Raw genomic sequence first — 15,997 nt, forward strand, 5'->3', positions numbered from 1 at the left:
GGACCCGGTTAATCTATTCATTGAAAATTACACACTAATGTCCAGGGGTTTATTTGAAAGCATCGTGTAATAATTTCCATGTGATATTGGTCACGCCACCAATAATTTTATATCGCTAGCCTGATTGCAGATTAACCATGCTCATTCAATTGCAATGGGTGCAATTATTGGGGAGTTATTATGATCCATGCCTTTATTAAAAAGGGCTGTTTTCAGGATTCAGTCAGTTTAATGATTATTTCAAGAAAACTGAGTGAGTCAGAAAATGTCGACGATGTTTCGGTCATGATGGGAACACCGGCCAATAAATCGCTGCTGGAAACCACCGGTTTCTGGCACGACGATTTTGCCACGGCGACGCCGAACGATATTTGCGTGGCGATCCGCACCGATTGCGCCGATACGGCGGTAACGGAAATGATTGTCGCCCTTCTGGATTAAGCGTTAACCGCGCTGGCGCAGGGGAGTGGGCAAAGCCAAAGCCTCAGCGTGGTTCGTCGCTGGCAAAGTGCCACGCAAAAGCTGCCGCAGGCCAATATGACCTTGATTTCCGTCGCCGGAGAGTATGCTGCGGAGTTAGCCCACCAGGCGCTCAGCAGTGAGAAAAACGTGATGATTTTCTCCGACAACGTCACGCTGGAGGACGAAATCGCCCTCAAAAAACGTGCTCGTGATAAAGGGTTGCTGGTGATGGGGCCGGACTGCGGCACCGCCATGATCGCCGGAACCCCGCTGGCTTTCGCCAACGTCACGCCGGACGGCAATATCGGCGTGATTGGCGCATCCGGTACCGGCATTCAGGAACTGGTCTCGCAAATTGTCCTCGGCGGGGAAGGGATCAGCCATGCGATTGGTCTCGGCGGACGAGACCTCAGCGCTGAAGTGGGCGGCATCAGCGCACAGACGGCGCTGGAAATGCTGACCCAGGACGGGCAGAGCCAGGTGCTGGCCTTTGTCTCGAAGCCACCCGCCGAGGCGGTGCGCCAGAAGATGATTAGCGCCATGAAGCGCAGCGCCAAGCCGGTGGTGGCGCTGTTTCTCGGCTATGCGCCGAAAGCTACCCGCGATGAGAACGTCTGGTTTGCCCGCACGCTGGATGAGGCCGGACGCCTGGCCTGCCTGCTGGCGCGAGTGGTGCGCCATCAGGAAACCCTGACCGCGGTGGCGGGAAAACAGATTCGCGGTTTGTACACTGGCGGCACGCTGGCCGCGGAATCCGCCGGGCTGCTCGCTGAACGGCTGGACATCACCCCTGACGAACATCATCCGCAGGGCATGATGCTCAATGCGCAGGGCCACCAGATCGTCGACCTCGGCGATGATTTTTACACCGTTGGCCGCCCGCATCCGATGATCGATCCCTCCCTGCGCAACCAGTTGATTGCCGAACTGGGCGAGCAAACGCAGGTCGGCGTGCTGCTGCTGGACGTGGTGATTGGCTACGGTGCGACCGCCGACCCTGCCGAATCGCTGGTGGAGGCCTGCCTGCGGGCGTGGGCCGTCAGAGACGAGCGCCATCCGCTGTATATCGTCGCCACGGTGACCGGTACCGAAACCGACCCGCAGTGTCGTTCCCGCCAGATAGCCGCTCTTGAAGATGCGGGGATTGTGGTAGTCGATAGTCTTCCTGAAGCCACCCTGCTCGCCAGCGCGCTGATTAGCCCGCAACGAATGGCCGAACTGGCCCCGCGCGCCACCCTGCTGGACGGCGTGGCGGTGATCAACGCTGGCCTGCGCAGCTTCGCGCTCGATTTACAGTCCGCCGGAACGCCGGTTGTCCACTATCAGTGGGCACCGATCGCCGGGGGGAATAAGAAACTGGCTCGTTTATTAGAACGTTTGCAATAAGAGGTCTCTATGTTTACATCAGTGGCGCAGGCCAATGACGCAGTAATAGAACGAATTCGTAATGCACGTCCGCACTGGCTGGATGTGAAGCCGGCGGGTTCTTTAATCGGGGCGCTGAATCAGAACAAAACGTTGCTCCACGCCGGGCCGCCGATGCGCTGGCAGGAGATGACCGGCCCGATGAAGGGGGCCTGCATTGGCGCATGCTTATTCGAAGGCTGGGCGCAGGATGAAAAAACGGCCCATGCGATGCTGGAAGGCGGCGAGATTACCTTTATTCCCTGCCACCACGTTAACGCCGTGGGGCCGATGGGCGGCATTACTTCGCCAAATATGCCGATGCTGGTGGTGGAGAACATCGCCGAGGGCAACCGCGCGTATTGCAACCTGAATGAAGGGATTGGCAAGGTGATGCGTTTCGGCGCTTACGGCGAAGATGTTCAGCAGCGCCTGCGCTGGATGCGCGATGTGCTGATGCCGGTTCTGAGCGCGGCGCTGAAACAGATGGATCGCGGTATCGACCTGACCGCGATGATGGCGCAGGGCATCACCATGGGCGATGAGTTCCACCAGCGTAATATCGCTACCTCCGCGCTGCTGATGCGCACGCTGGCGCCGCATCTGGCGCGCCTCAACCATGACAAACAGCAGATTGCTGAAGTGATGGACTTCCTTGCCATTACCGATCAGTTCTTCCTTAACCTGGCGATGGCCTACTGCAAAGCGGCGATGGATAGCGGGGCACAAATTCGTGCGGGCAGTATCGTTACCGCGATGACCCGCAACGGCGATATGTTCGGTATCCGCGTCAGCGGGCTGGGCGACCGTTGGTTTACCGCGCCGGTCAATACGCCGCAGGGGCTATTTTTCACCGGCTTTTCTCAGGAGCAGGCCAACCCGGATATGGGCGATAGCGCGATTACCGAAACCTTCGGTATCGGTGGTGCGGCAATGATCGCGGCCCCAGGCGTGACGCGTTTTGTCGGCGCGGGCGGCATGGAAGCGGCGAAATCCGTTTCCGAGGAGATGGCGGAAATCTTCCTGGAGCGCAATATGCAGCTGCAAATTCCGGGCTGGGATTTCCAGGGAGCCTGTCTGGGTCTCGATATTCGTCGGGTGGTAGAAACCGGCATTACTCCGCTGATCAACACCGGCATCGCCCACAAAGAGGCGGGGATCGGCCAGATTGGCGCCGGGACCGTCAGAGCGCCGCTGGCCTGTTTCGAACTGGCGCTGGAAGCGCTGGCGGACGAGCTGGGCGTGAGCTGAGGAGGCGCGATGGAGACTATTCGTCCGCTGATAGGCAGCGTCGATGCGCCGGACCATCGCCAGCCCTGGCGAACCGGCGGCCTCTGGCAACGCACTATCAATCTCTATGTTGAAGGCGGCGCTCTGCTGACGCTTCATCATCAGGGGCAGGGGGTGAGCCCTGGCGGATGGGTATTACGCCATCGCGATTTTATCCGCTTACACGCGGCGCTGCGGGCGGGGGCGTTGCCGCTTGCGCGGGATAACGGCATTCAGGTCGATAGCCTTTTGTTGTCGCCGCCGCGCCGGCGCTGCTCCCTGCGGCCTCGCTCTCATCCCGATGGCGCTCACTTGCCGAAAGCGCTGGTGGATCGCCCGGAAGAGACCGGGCTGTTCGGACCGCTGTCGCAGGCGACCCGTCTGCCGCAGCACCCTGAGCTGCGTCAGCTGCGCCACTGTTTTGCCTCCGCCCTGACCGGGAGCGCCGTCGACTGGCGATTGTGGTTGGGAAAGGGGCCGGGCCTGACGCCGAGCCTGGACGATATGCTGATTGGTATGATGCTGGCGTCGTGGTGCGCGGGGCAGATGTCGCGCCATGGCGGACGCACGTTTTTTCGTGCTTCCGGCGATCTGCATGCGACGACGACCCAGGTGAGCGTCAACTATTTACGCTACGCCAGCGAGGGTCGTTTTGCCTCGCCGCTGATGCATTTCGCGCATGCTCTTCAACGCCGACGCCGCATTGAACCCGCCGTCGAGGCTCTGCTGGCGATGGGCCACACCTCCGGCGCGGATACCCTGCTGGGATTCTGGTTGGCGCAACACATTATCTAAGGAAAAATCATGAAAACGCTGGTGGTTGCCCTCGGCGGCAACGCTTTATTGCAGCGCGGGGAAGCGCTGACGGTGGAAAATCAGTATCGCAATATTGATAGCGCGGTTCCGGCGCTGGCGCGTCTGGCGCAAAATTACCGGCTGGCCATTGTTCACGGCAACGGGCCGCAGGTGGGCTTGCTGTCGCTGCAAAACCTGGCCTATGGCGATGTTGAGCCTTATCCGCTGGATGTGCTGGTGGCGGAGAGCCAGGGGATGATTGGCTATATGCTGGCCCAGCGTCTGGCGCAGGAGCCAGAGATGCCGCTGGTGTCGACGGTGATGACGCGTATTACGGTAGCCTCGAACGATCCGGCTTTTTCATCCCCGGAGAAGTTTATTGGCCCGGTTTACGACCCGGAGCTTCAGGCGCAGCTGGAGAGCGAGTACGGCTGGACGATGAAGCGCGACGGTAAGTACCTGCGCCGGGTGGTTCCTTCGCCGACGCCGGTGAGGATTGAGGAGAGCGAGTCGATTGAGCGCCTGCTGGGCGAAGGTCACGCGGTGATTTGCTGCGGCGGCGGGGGAATTCCGGTGCTGGAGAGCGGGCAGGGCGCGGAGGCGGTGATTGATAAAGACCTCGCTGCCGCGCTGCTGGCAGAGCAGATTAATGCTGATGGCCTGGTGATCCTCACCGACGCCGACGCGGTGTATGAGCACTGGGGCACGCCGATGCAGCGACCGATCCGCGAAGCAACGCCGGAAGAGCTGGCTCCGTTTGCCCGCGACGATGGCGCGATGGGGCCCAAAATCGCGGCGGTAAGCGGCTACGTCCGCCGCCGGGGCAAGCGAGCGTGGATAGGCGCGCTGTCGCGCATCGATGACACCCTGGCCGGGCTGGCGGGAACCTGCATCAAGCCCTGATGCGTGGCTATTGTGCGCGCTTTCCCCGGGGGCGGCGCTAACGCGCCTTGCCCGGGCTACGGGTTCACAGTTGTCTGCGGGCTGGTAGCCCGGACAGATGCGTAGCATCGCCTCCGGGAAAATACCCGAAGAATCCGTGCGCATAGAGGGTTTTATAGCCCGGCTAAGGCGCAGCGCGCCGCAAGCCGGGATGACGGGCAAGATTATGCGAGCTGCGCCTGTGCCCAAACGATACCGCTGATATACTCCGGCGGCAGCAACGGCTTTAACGCTTCCAGCGTCGCGCTCAGGCGGTCGGTATCGTTATCGGTCAGGTTCAGGTGCCCGACCTTACGGCCCGGACGCACTTCTTTGTCGTACCAGTGCAGATGCACCAGCGGCAGCTTTAGCCAGGCATAATTCAGATCGGTACCGATCAGGTTGATCATCACCGAAGGGCTATTCACCACCGGCGGCGGTAGCGGCAGGCTGGTAATCGCCCGCAAATGCAGTTCGAACTGACTAATAGACGCTCCGTTCTGCGTCCAGTGGCCGCTGTTATGCACGCGCGGCGCTAGCTCGTTAATCAGCAACCCTTCCGGAGTGATAAAGCACTCCATCGCCATCACGCCGACATAGCCTAGCTCATGCATAACCGCCGACAGCATCGACTCTGCTTGCTCCTGCTGCTTCGCGTTCGCCTGCGGGAAGGCGACGCTGGTGCGCAAAATGCCGTCCTGATGCAGGTTGCGGGTCAGCGGATAGAAGACTGTGCTGCCGTCGTGGGCGCGAGCGCCAACCAGCGACACTTCGCCGGAGAAGTTAATTCCCTGCTCGACGATACACTCGCCGTAGTTATCATCCGGCAACTGAGCGGTTTCGTTCTCCCGCAAACGCCACTGGCCGCGACCATCGTAGCCACCCACCCGGCGCTTAACGATAGCCAGCTCGCCAAGGCGAGCAAATACCGCTGGCCACTCGCTTTTATCCGCCAGAAGCTGCCACGGCGCGGTGGCGAGCCCCAACTTATCGAACAGCTGCTTTTGCGTCAGACGATCGGCGATAATCGGGAAGACGTCTCGGTTGACGAAGGCGGAATGACGCGCCAGCTCGCGGGTCAGAGCGGTTTCCGGCCAGCGTTCGATTTCAGCGGTAATCACGCTTTGCTGAAATGGCACCGCTTCCGGGTCGGCATCAAGACCGACCGGCCAGACCGCGATACCCAGCGGCTCACCGGCCTGACGCAGCATTCGGCCTAGTTGACCGTTACCGAGAACGCAAACCTGCTTCATGCCGCACCCCGCGGGTCCGGATTCTCCAGCACTTCATCGGTCTGCGCCTGACGCCAGGCGCTGAGGCGTTGGTGCAGTTCTGCATCATGCTGGGCGAGGATCTGTGCGGCCAGCAGGGCCGCGTTGGCGGCTCCGGCTTTACCGATCGCCAGCGTGCCAACCGGAATGCCGCGCGGCATCTGAACAATGGAGTAGAGGCTGTCAACGCCGCTTAATGCCGCGCTCTGAACCGGCACGCCTAAAACCGGCACCAGGGTTTTCGCCGCAATCATGCCCGGCAAATGCGCCGCGCCGCCCGCACCGGCAATAATCACCTGAAAACCGTTCTCTTCTGCGCTTTCGGCGAAGCTAAACAGTTTATCGGGAGTGCGATGTGCGGAGACCACGTCGACATGGTACGGAACGTTCAGGGCATCAAGGATTTCTGCGGTAAATTGCATGGTAGCCCAGTCGCTTTTGGACCCCATCACGATGGCGATACGCGCCGAATTATTGCGGGAAGACATGCGTCTTAAAACTCCTGTGGGTGTGTTTCACACTGCTTTAGAGGCCACAGAGAATAGCATGAACTCCCGGCGAGGAAAACGGTTGCGTGCGCGTGGTTAGCCGTCTTTTGTCTCGGTTGTCGACGATGAAGTACGTTGTTTATTGGCCTTTATCTCATTCATGATACAAGTGATAAGCAGCACTAACCCCCAAGGGAGCATTATGGTACCCATTATCAGTAAATAGATTTGTACCAGCCGCCCATCGTGGGGCCGGGTACAGAGCAAATAAATAGCATAGAAATAGATCGCCCACACCAGCATTGCACACCAGACAAATGCCAGTGTGTTGCCGATAGCGACGCCGATTAAGGCAATATAGCTTACACCTAACGGATTGAGGATCGCGATGATCATTCCCCAAATCAGGGGCTGACTCCATTTTTGCATTTTCATTCCTTGAAAGTGGTTTGGCTGAAAATTAACCTGGCGGTTAAAGGTTAATACAGCAATTCTGTTGCCTGGAGGGGATTTTTCGGAATTGTGCTTGCAGGATGCTAGAAAGGGAAGTGAATCAGCTCGACGTCTTCTGGCGTCACTTTGACCATTGAGCCTTCGCTATGCCATGCGCCGAGAACCACGCGATAAGCGGCTTTGCCGTTGGCTTGTAGCTGATGAACGGCGGGACGGTGCGTATGCCCGTGAATCAGCCACTGGACGTGATGTTTCTCCATCGCGTCAACCACCGCTTGCGGGTTCACATCCATAATTTCCATCGATTTACTGCTGTTGGCGGCTTTGCTGTCGGCGCGCATTTTAGCGGCAATACGGCGGCGGATAAACAGTGGTAAGGCCAGAAACAGGCGCTGGATCCAGGGATTGTGGACTTTCGCGCGAAACGCCAGATAGCCCGCGTCATCGGTGCAAAGGGTATCGCCGTGCATAATCAGCACGTTGCGCCCGTAGAGGTCGAGAACCTTCTCTTCCGGCAGCAGAGTCATGGCGCTTTCGCGGGCAAAACGCTGGCCGACGAGAAAATCGCGGTTGCCGTGGATAAAGTAGCAGGGGACACCGGAGTTGACTAATGCTTTGATTGCGGCGGAGATTTGCTGATGCAGCGGGTTTGGATCGTCATCACCAATCCAGGCTTCAAACAGATCGCCGAGAATGTACAGAGCGTCCGCCTTGCGGGCTTCACCCTGTAAAAAGCGCAGAAAACCGGCGGTAATCGCCGGTTCTTCCGTTTGCAGATGCAAATCCGCAATAAAAAGTGTCGCCACGAATTACTCGCTGACGGTGACGCTTTTGATCACAACATCTTCTTTCGGCACATCCTGGTGCATGCCGCTGCGGCCAGTGGAGACCGATTTGATTTTGTCGACCACGTCCAGACCCTCAACGACTTCTGCGAATACGCAGTAGCCCCAACCCTGCAGGCTTTCGCCGGAGAAGTTCAGGAAGTCGTTATCGGCGACGTTGATAAAGAACTGTGCGGTAGCGGAGTGAGGCGCCTGAGTACGGGCCATCGCCAGGGTACCGCGGGTGTTTTTCAGACCGTTGTTCGCTTCGTTCTGAATCGGGGATTTGGTGGTTTTCTGATTCATACCCGGCTCAAAACCGCCGCCCTGAATCATAAAGCCGTTGATAACACGGTGGAAAATGGTGTTGTCGTAGAAACCTTCACGACAGTAGTCCAGGAAGTTTTTAACTGTTTCCGGCGCTTTGTCGTCAAATGTTTTGATTACGATATCGCCATGATTGGTGTGGAAAGTTACCATTTGTGCATCCTGTTCCGATGATTGTGGTGCCTGCACCCGGAGTCGGGCGAGATATAGGGGGCTGTTATAGCATAACCGCGGGGTTGGATCACCTTGCAATGTGTGCTGCTTCGGGGTTGAATTAAGGTTAGAATACGCGACTTATAACCACACACGTCTACACGGAATCTTCGATGTTAAAAATTTTTAATACACTGACGCGCCAAAAAGAAGAATTTAAACCTATCCATGCCGGGGAAGTTGGCATGTACGTGTGTGGTATTACCGTTTACGACCTCTGTCACATCGGCCATGGCCGTACTTTTGTCTCTTTTGACGTGGTTGCCCGCTATCTGCGTTTTCTCGGCTATCAGCTGAAATACGTGCGCAACATTACCGATATCGACGACAAAATCATTAAGCGCGCTAATGAAAACGGCGAAAGCTTTGTCGCGCTGGTGGATCGCATGATTGCCGAGATGCACAAAGACTTCGATGCGCTGAATATTCTGCGCCCGGATCTCGAGCCGCGTGCAACGCACCATATCCCGGAAATCATTGAGATTACTGAGCAGCTGATCGCTAAAGGTCATGCGTATGTCGCAGACAACGGAGACGTGATGTTCGACGTCCCGACCGACCCGAACTACGGTCAGCTGTCGCGCCAGGACCTCGACCAGCTACAGGCTGGCGCGCGCGTTGATGTGGTTGACGTCAAGCATAACCCGATGGACTTTGTGCTGTGGAAGATGTCGAAAGAGGGCGAGCCGAGCTGGCCGTCGCCGTGGGGCGCGGGCCGTCCGGGCTGGCACATCGAGTGTTCAGCGATGAACTGCAAACAGCTGGGCAACCATTTTGATATTCACGGCGGCGGTTCGGATCTGATGTTCCCGCACCATGAAAACGAAATCGCCCAGTCCACCTGCGCCCACGACGGCGAGTACGTTAATTACTGGATGCACTCCGGGATGGTGATGGTTGACCGCGAGAAGATGTCAAAATCGCTGGGCAACTTCTTTACCGTGCGCGATGTGCTCAAGTACTACGACGCGGAGACCATTCGCTACTTCCTGATGTCCGGCCACTATCGTAGCCAACTGAACTATAGTGAAGAGAACCTCAAGCAGGCGCGTTCTGCGCTGGAGCGCCTGTACACCGCGCTGCGCGGGACCGACAAAACCGCGCAGCCTGCCGGTGGCGAGGCGTTCGAAGCGCGCTTTATCGAAGCGATGGACGACGATTTCAACACCCCGGAAGCCTACTCTGCACTGTTCGATATGGCGCGTGAAGTGAACCGCCTGAAGGCCGAAGATGCCGCCGCGGCCAACGCCATGGCTGCGCATATGCGTAAGCTCGCCTCGGTGCTGGGCCTGCTGGAGCAGGAGCCTGATGCCTTCCTGCAAAGCGGTGCGCAGGCTGACGACGGAGAAGTGGCTGAAATTGAGTCTTTGATCCAACAGCGTCTGGATGCGCGTAAAGCGAAAGATTGGGCGGCGGCGGATGCCGCGCGTGACCGTCTCAACGAGATGGGCATCGTGCTGGAAGATGGCCCGCAGGGCACCACCTGGCGTCGTAAGTAATCTCTTATTTGAAATTAAGGCCGCTTTACTGCGGCCTTATCATTTAAATAAACCCCGGTAAGCACAAATTCTCTGAATTCAATTCTTTACAGTTTCTTTCCGGCTTCTGTATGCCCACAAACACAGCGTCAGAACGGCTCCAAGGCATAAAGGCACGGCGGCGTGGGTAATGATGGTTGGCATATCCCGTTATCCTGAGCAAATAATTGCCATTATCGCCTCTGGCGTCAGGTAAAGGCATTCCCCTGATTCTGATTTTGGGCAAATGAATGGATCGGCGCGCTGATTTTTTGCATTGCGACCATTCCTGTTCGTTCGCTAACGCGCTAGCGTGAAGCTAAATATCATAAGGGAGAAGACGTATGCAGAAGGTGGCGTTGGTTACCGGGGGCAGTAAAGGCATTGGCTATGCGGCGGCGCAGGCCCTGTATCAGATGGGCTACGCGGTCATCGTGGTGGCACGTAACGAGCAGCAGCTCACTGAGTGCGCAGAGGGGCTGGACGCTGAACGATTTATTCCGATTGCCGCAGACGTCACTGACCCGCAGCAGGTTGAGGCGCTTTTTCAGCGCGTCCACGAGCAGTTTGGTCGTCTGGATCTGCTGTTTAACAATGCAGGCAATAACACCCCGGCAAAATCGATTGAAGAGATCTCGTTTGATGAGTGGCAGAGGGTATTTAATCTCAACGTGCACGCCAGCTTCCTCTGTGCCAAAGAAGCTATCAAGATAATGAAACAGCAGCAGCCGATGGGCGGGCGGATTATTAACAACGCTTCTATTTCTGCAACCACCCCGCGCTTGTATAGCGCGCCGTATACCGCCTCGAAGCACGCGATTACTGGGCTGACAAAATCCATCGCGCTCGACTGTCGACAATATAATATCGCCTGCGGGCAGATTAACGTTGGCAATGCCGAGACGCAGCTTTCGGCGCGGATGCGCAAAGGCGTTTATCAGGCTAACGGCACGATTGCGCCAGAGGCGATGATGGATGTGGCCGATGTTGCGGCGGCGATTCAGATGATTGCGGCGCTGCCGCCAACCACTAACGTACTGGAGCTGACGATCATGGCCAACGAGATGCCGTTCGTCGGGCGGGGATAAAATTAAGGCGCCGGTTGTGGCGCCTTTGCTTTTTACTCGGTAACGGTAATGCTTTGACCTTCAAAGCTCACCGTTTGACCGGCGACGATTTTGCAACGCTTGCGGGTTTCAACCGCGCCGTCGACTTTGACCAGACCGTCGGCAATGGCGATTTTCGCCTGTGCGCCGCTTTCGCTCCAGCCTTCCAGCTTCAGCAGATCGCAGAGTTCAACGTGCGGGTGTTTGCCCAGAGAGAAGTTCGCCATCTTAGGCCTCCTTAATATCGTGATACTCTTCGCACGCCTGTAGCGTGTTCTGAATGAGGGTGGCTACGGTCATCGGGCCGACGCCGCCAGGAACCGGCGTGATGTAAGACGCGCGCGCGGCGGCATCTTCATAGACCACGTCGCCAACCACTTTGCCGCTTTCCAGGCGGTTAATGCCAACATCAACCACAATCGCGCCTTCTTTAATCCATTCGCCCGGAATAAAGCCTGGTTTACCGACCGCGACGATCAGCAGGTCGGCATTTTCGACGTGATGGCGCAGGTTTTTGGTAAAGCGATGGGTCACGGTCGTGGTGCAACCTGCTAACAGCAGCTCCATGCTCATCGGGCGCCCGACAATGTTGGATGCGCCGATCACGACTGCGTTCAGGCCGTAGGTATCGATGTTGTAACGTTCAAGCAGGGTCACGATGCCGCGCGGGGTACATGGACGCAGGCGCGGTGCGCGCTGGCACAGACGACCGACGTTGTACGGATGGAAACCGTCGACGTCTTTATCCGGCGAAATGCGTTCCAGGACTTTGACATTATCAATGCCGGCAGGGAGCGGTAGCTGGACCAGAATACCGTCGATGGCGTTATCGGCATTCAGCGTGTCGATAAGCTCCAGCAGCTCCGCTTCGCTGGTGGTTTCCGGGAGATCGTACGAGCGGGAGACGAAGCCTACCTCTTCACACGCTTTGCGCTTGCTGCCGACATAAATCTGTGAGGCCGGGTTGCTGCCGACCAGCACGACGGCTAACCCTGGCGCGCGTTTTCCTGCCTCAACGCGAGCCTTTACTTTTTCCGCAACCTCAGAGCGTACCTGCTGCGCAATCGTTTTACCGTCAATAATTTTTGCTGCCATCAGAGAGAGGATTCCATCTGTATCTTTACGAAAGGGGGATGGCGATATTTTGTCAGAAGCCAGCCCCGCTGTCAGTCTTCGTTTGAGATTTTATCTTTCTTTAGCCGCCGTCAGGCAAGAATTGCGGATAGATTTGCTTAATTTTCAGGCAAAGAGGGTAATGGTTGCCGCCAACTCCATTTATTTCACTGAAGGTGAGATAAAACCGCCCTGAACTTCAGGAGCATAGCTATGAGAATCCTTCTAATGCTATCGCGCCAATCATTGGTTGTCATAAATAATGCCGCTTCTGGTAAAGCTCATCGGTGAGTGAACCCCGCGCAGAAATAAAGCAGAAGCCGCATGATTCTGGCTGTTAGCTTACGGTTAATACCCGGTCTTCACGAGAAAGAAAGTTCGTAAACCGTAGTTAACGATCACGCTTGAACGCTTTACTGGTGAGTGGGCTTAGGTATCGTAACACGTTGCCAGACGATGTTGTGGTAGGCGGAGGACTGATGGTTGTAGCAGGTTTCACTATTTGGATTTCACCTAATCTGCGCCACATTAACTAAAGGATGGACGCTATAAAAAATATAGCCAGAGGTTGGTCTGGAGAGTATAGGGTTACACTAGAATAATAATCTCGGGTAGAGCGACCTTGAATGCCTGCATTAAGCGCTTTAACTAACGAGCATAGCCTCTCGTTGAGAGATACAAAACAGTACATTACGAACTTGAATTCTTAAGGGGAGATAATTTGTAAAATTTCATAACATCCTCAATGTTCATCTTCCCAATGATATGCTCATCTGAGTTTTTAAAGAAAATCATTACATTGCTACCATGGCTTTTTACAATTGAGATACTCTCCTTATTAATCAAGTAACTGCAACCGTCTACGCTTTCTATATAGAGCACGATGAATATCCTTATGCTTTGCACTCATTTTGTTTTTACAGGATTAAGCATTTTTTCACTATCGCAAAAGGAATCCTAAGAATGAAAACCTATTGCTCTGGAATTCGCACGTTTCCTTTAATTTCTTGTCAGTCAATGGGTTCCTTCTTTTTTATTGACATAAGAAGCCAGAACTATGAGTGAATTAGTGAGGAAATTTAATGTCCCTTACGTTTAAATATTTAGTGTTTACAGAGATATTTGTCATTTCAATCCGACTTCATATAAGGGCTGAGTAATCGTTCAGAAAATGTGAGTTTCATTTTTTTGCAACGAGACCCATTAGAGATATTAAACCATGAAAAAATTCTATCACTATAGTAATAAAATTTTTGTCTGAATTTATAAGTTAAAATGGGGCGGGTTATCGCATGGTTTCGAGAAATATCTTAAAAAATGATAAAGCCATCGGGGCGGTTGCTGTGAGATTTCGGATAAGAACATTTGAGTATCTCATATAAATATATTTTGACGCTGCGTCAATCGGTTGTGCTAATGCCAGGGCACCCTTAAACTCGCTAAATACATCGGTGTGGCCACTGATATCAATGAACTCAGTCTGTACAAATCCCCGTTCTACGCCTGGAGAAGCAAACAGCATCAGCAAATGACGACCACCGAACGTGAAAGCGAATTTGCTGCTGAAAATGCCGGTCTCAAACGTCAGTCCTGCTATCAGTTTTCGTTTGAGATTTTATCTTTCTTTGGCGTAACAGTTGATGGAACACGTTCTTAGTCGTGCCGTAACGAGAGTAAAAAAAGAGTATTGGGTCATAATGGAAGTTACGTACAGAAACATGCACCTGGATAAATTTTGTACTGCTTTGGCTGCATAACCAGACAGGTTATGCAGCCAAGCGCAGTTTCACGGCAAAATACATTGACTCATCAGGCGTGCACCGTATAATTCCCGGCGATTGCACATCATGAAGTTCTCACTTCTCAGTGCGCCCTTAGCTCAGTTGGATAGAGCAACGGCCTTCTAAGCCGTAGGTCACAGGTTCGAGCCCTGTAGGGCGTACCATTTTCAAGTCAACACACCTCTACTGAATTCTCTTTTTATCCTTTATACTCCCTGATATTACTGGATTTTTCTGTCACGAGTTCTATCGAAGTCAACTCAGTTCTACCTAAATCAAGTGGTAGCTGGGGGCCTTTGAGGGGGCTCATCTCGTTCAATGGAAATTAGGGGCCCCATATGCCACTAAATGCACGACAGATAGACACTGCAAAACCAAAGGAGAAGGAGTACAAACTTACTGATGGTGGTGGGTTGTATTTGCTGGTAAAACCTAACGGCGCAAAGTATTGGCGTTTGAAGTACCGATTTTTTGGGAAAGAGAAAAAGCTTTCTATCGGTGTTTACCCAGATATCTCTTTGGCTGATGCTCGCCTGAAGCGAGAAGAAGCACGGAAGGTTATTGCTTTGGGTGGTGACCCGGGAGAAGAAAAGAAAGCAGAAAAATTGGCTAAAAAAGCCAGTGTTGAAAATACCTTCAAAGCGATTGCGCTGGAATGGCATGAATACAAGCGTCCTAACTGGTCGAAAGGCTACGCTGAAGATCTGATGGAAGCGTTTGAGAACGATATTTTTCCTGATATCGGTAAACGACCCATTGCTGAGATTACGCCGCTAGAAGTGCTCAATTCGCTCCGTAAATTAGAAAAGCGAGGCGTCCTCGATAAGTTGCGTAAAATTCGTCAGGCCTGCAATCAGGTTTTTCGCTATGCCATTGTCACTGGCAGGGCTGAAACAAACCCAGCCTCTGAACTAGCCAGCGCACTGACTGCGCCTAAGTCTACCAATTATCCCCACCTGCTAGCTGGTGAATTACCTGATTTCTTACAAGCTCTTGCTGCGTATTCAGGTAGCCCGATAACTCGGCTTGCCACACGCATTTTGATGCTGACTGGCGTTCGCACTATCGAGCTTCGTCAGGCAGAGTGGAAGGAGTTTGATTTCGGTAAGCGAGTGTGGGAGGTGCCAGTAGAAAGGATGAAGATGCGCCGCCCGCATTTGGTCCCCTTATCTGATCAAGTTGTGGCGTCACTTCGTGAAATTCAGGCAGTTACTGGTCGTTACAATCTGGTTTTCCCTGGTCGTAACGACATCACAAAACCAATGAGTGAAGCGAGCATCAATCAAGTACTAAAAAGAGTTGGTTATCACGGAAGGGCTACCGGGCATGGTTTCAGGCATACGATGAGTACGATCTTGCACGAAAAGGGCTATAACACGGCGTGGATCGAGTTACAGCTTGCACATGTTGATAAGAACACTATCCGTGGTACTTACAACCATGCTCAATATCTGGAGCAGCGTAGGGAGATGTTGCAGTGGTATGCAAATTATATTGACTCTTTAGCAAACAGGACTGTGATGCAAGGAGTGTTTGATAAAACAGCGTGAAGACCCAATTGATTATTTAATTACTAAATAACCATTAACGATAAAATTACCTATGAGAAGGCATCCGTTCAGTAACGTTCGGATGCCTTTTTGCTTTTAACAACTGTAAATCAGGAGAATAAGAAATGACTACGATATGCCCGGAATGTGGTTCTGACCGTGTAAGTGAACGTAATATTGGGAGGAAGGCAGGAAGTATCGCTGGAGGTGTGGCTGGAGCACTTAGCGGCGCAGGTACAGGGGCTGCAATCGGCTCTGTTGTGCCAGTTCTGGGGACTGCGGCCGGGGCCGTTATTGGTGCTGTGTTTGGGAGATTTGTGGCTGGTGCAACTGCAGGAGCAGTTACCGGCTCAGCCCTTGATGGACTCGTGTTTGACAGATATGAGTGTGGCGATTGTAGTCATACCTTTGACTAGAAGGTTATGAGAAATTTCATATCCTTATGTTTTTAATGAATAAAAAATACCCACTACTTGCCTCATCAATTTTAATACACCACATGC

The 15,997-nt window shown here is 54.2% G+C and carries 13 protein-coding genes, 1 tRNA gene and 2 pseudogenes; 9 read left to right on the plus strand and 7 right to left on the minus strand.

What is annotated here, in order from left to right; translation table 11 throughout:
- Positions 1-180 precede the first annotated feature (180 nt).
- From HV127_RS14610 to HV127_RS14625, 4 genes and pseudogenes are all read left to right on the plus strand, one after another.
- Positions 181-1,848 (plus strand): annotated as a pseudogene (locus HV127_RS14610) (acyl-CoA synthetase FdrA).
- A gap of 9 nt (positions 1,849-1,857) precedes the next feature.
- Positions 1,858-3,117, plus strand: coding sequence for a DUF1116 domain-containing protein (locus HV127_RS14615; RefSeq protein WP_182236902.1), 1,260 nt, complete (start codon positions 1,858-1,860; stop codon positions 3,115-3,117).
- A gap of 9 nt (positions 3,118-3,126) precedes the next feature.
- Positions 3,127-3,930 (plus strand): DUF2877 domain-containing protein, encoded by an 804-nt coding sequence (locus HV127_RS14620; protein WP_182236904.1) that lies wholly within the window; start codon positions 3,127-3,129, stop codon positions 3,928-3,930.
- 9 nt (positions 3,931-3,939) lie between these two features.
- Positions 3,940-4,833 (plus strand): carbamate kinase, encoded by an 894-nt coding sequence (locus tag HV127_RS14625; protein ID WP_182236906.1) that lies wholly within the window; start codon positions 3,940-3,942, stop codon positions 4,831-4,833.
- Positions 4,834-5,036: 203 nt separating this feature from the next.
- Here HV127_RS14625 and purK read toward each other — a convergent pair whose 3' ends face one another.
- The 5 genes from purK to ppiB all read right to left on the minus strand — a co-directional run bounded on the left by purK (position 5,037) and on the right by ppiB (position 8,367).
- Positions 5,037-6,104, minus strand: coding sequence for a 5-(carboxyamino)imidazole ribonucleotide synthase (gene purK / locus HV127_RS14630; protein ID WP_182236908.1), 1,068 nt, complete (start codon positions 6,102-6,104; stop codon positions 5,037-5,039).
- The gene (gene purE / locus HV127_RS14635; protein ID WP_181483232.1) at positions 6,101-6,610 is read right to left on the minus strand and encodes a 5-(carboxyamino)imidazole ribonucleotide mutase; all 510 of its coding nucleotides are present in this window, start codon (positions 6,608-6,610) and stop codon (positions 6,101-6,103) included. Before purE ends, purK begins: the two co-directional genes overlap by 4 nt.
- A gap of 96 nt (positions 6,611-6,706) precedes the next feature.
- Positions 6,707-7,045 carry a hypothetical protein gene (locus HV127_RS14640; RefSeq protein ID WP_182236911.1) on the minus strand — a complete coding sequence of 113 codons (339 nt, stop codon included), beginning with the start codon at positions 7,043-7,045 and terminating at the stop codon, positions 6,707-6,709.
- Between the two features lie 101 nt (positions 7,046-7,146).
- Positions 7,147-7,869, minus strand: coding sequence for a UDP-2,3-diacylglucosamine diphosphatase (lpxH, locus tag HV127_RS14645; RefSeq protein WP_182236913.1), 723 nt, complete (start codon positions 7,867-7,869; stop codon positions 7,147-7,149).
- A gap of 3 nt (positions 7,870-7,872) precedes the next feature.
- On the minus strand, positions 7,873-8,367 hold the full coding sequence (gene ppiB / locus HV127_RS14650; RefSeq protein WP_110273134.1) for a peptidylprolyl isomerase B: 495 nt from the start codon (positions 8,365-8,367) through the stop codon (positions 7,873-7,875).
- Positions 8,368-8,540: 173 nt separating this feature from the next.
- On the opposite strand from ppiB, the gene cysS reads away from it, so the two are divergent.
- Together cysS and HV127_RS14660 are read left to right on the plus strand one after the other, a co-directional pair.
- Entirely contained in the window at positions 8,541-9,926 is a 1,386-nt protein-coding gene (cysS, locus tag HV127_RS14655; protein ID WP_182236915.1) for a cysteine--tRNA ligase, read from the plus strand.
- A 362-nt stretch (positions 9,927-10,288) separates the two neighbouring features.
- Positions 10,289-11,032, plus strand: a complete 744-nt coding sequence (locus tag HV127_RS14660; RefSeq protein WP_182236917.1) for an SDR family oxidoreductase — start codon at positions 10,289-10,291, stop codon at positions 11,030-11,032.
- A 32-nt stretch (positions 11,033-11,064) separates the two neighbouring features.
- Here the strand turns inward: HV127_RS14660 and ybcJ are convergent, their stop codons facing one another.
- Together ybcJ and folD are read right to left on the minus strand one after the other, a co-directional pair.
- Positions 11,065-11,277 (minus strand): ribosome-associated protein YbcJ, encoded by a 213-nt coding sequence (gene ybcJ / locus HV127_RS14665; protein ID WP_110273138.1) that lies wholly within the window; start codon positions 11,275-11,277, stop codon positions 11,065-11,067.
- Position 11,278: 1 nt separating this feature from the next.
- The gene (gene folD / locus HV127_RS14670; RefSeq protein WP_182236919.1) at positions 11,279-12,145 is read right to left on the minus strand and encodes a bifunctional methylenetetrahydrofolate dehydrogenase/methenyltetrahydrofolate cyclohydrolase FolD; all 867 of its coding nucleotides are present in this window, start codon (positions 12,143-12,145) and stop codon (positions 11,279-11,281) included.
- Positions 12,146-13,592: 1,447 nt separating this feature from the next.
- Between folD and HV127_RS14675 the strand changes: the two are divergent.
- The 3 genes and pseudogenes from HV127_RS14675 to HV127_RS14685 form a co-directional block, all read left to right on the plus strand.
- A pseudogene (locus HV127_RS14675) lies at positions 13,593-13,751 on the plus strand (IS3 family transposase); the annotation flags it as partial.
- A 280-nt stretch (positions 13,752-14,031) separates the two neighbouring features.
- Positions 14,032-14,108 (plus strand) — tRNA-Arg (locus tag HV127_RS14680).
- A 174-nt stretch (positions 14,109-14,282) separates the two neighbouring features.
- Entirely contained in the window at positions 14,283-15,494 is a 1,212-nt protein-coding gene (locus HV127_RS14685; protein WP_065806339.1) for an integrase arm-type DNA-binding domain-containing protein, read from the plus strand.
- Positions 15,495-15,997: the final 503 nt, after the last annotated feature.

The organism is Klebsiella sp. RHBSTW-00215 (genome assembly GCF_014103785.1).
Lineage (GTDB): Bacteria > Pseudomonadota > Gammaproteobacteria > Enterobacterales > Enterobacteriaceae > Klebsiella.

Coding starts and splice junctions, on each gene's coding strand:
- HV127_RS14615 (WP_182236902.1), top strand. CDS start 1,858: ATGTTTACATCAGTGGCGCAGGCCAATGACGCAGTAATAGAACGAATT.
- HV127_RS14620 (WP_182236904.1), top strand. CDS start 3,127: ATGGAGACTATTCGTCCGCTGATAGGCAGCGTCGATGCGCCGGACCAT.
- HV127_RS14625 (WP_182236906.1), top strand. CDS start 3,940: ATGAAAACGCTGGTGGTTGCCCTCGGCGGCAACGCTTTATTGCAGCGC.
- purK (WP_182236908.1), bottom strand. CDS start 6,104: ATGAAGCAGGTTTGCGTTCTCGGTAACGGTCAACTAGGCCGAATGCTG.
- purE (WP_181483232.1), bottom strand. CDS start 6,610: ATGTCTTCCCGCAATAATTCGGCGCGTATCGCCATCGTGATGGGGTCC.
- HV127_RS14640 (WP_182236911.1), bottom strand. CDS start 7,045: ATGAAAATGCAAAAATGGAGTCAGCCCCTGATTTGGGGAATGATCATC.
- ppiB (WP_110273134.1), bottom strand. CDS start 8,367: ATGGTAACTTTCCACACCAATCATGGCGATATCGTAATCAAAACATTT.
- cysS (WP_182236915.1), top strand. CDS start 8,541: ATGTTAAAAATTTTTAATACACTGACGCGCCAAAAAGAAGAATTTAAA.
- HV127_RS14660 (WP_182236917.1), top strand. CDS start 10,289: ATGCAGAAGGTGGCGTTGGTTACCGGGGGCAGTAAAGGCATTGGCTAT.
- ybcJ (WP_110273138.1), bottom strand. CDS start 11,277: ATGGCGAACTTCTCTCTGGGCAAACACCCGCACGTTGAACTCTGCGAT.
- folD (WP_182236919.1), bottom strand. CDS start 12,145: ATGGCAGCAAAAATTATTGACGGTAAAACGATTGCGCAGCAGGTACGC.
- HV127_RS14685 (WP_065806339.1), top strand. CDS start 14,283: ATGCCACTAAATGCACGACAGATAGACACTGCAAAACCAAAGGAGAAG.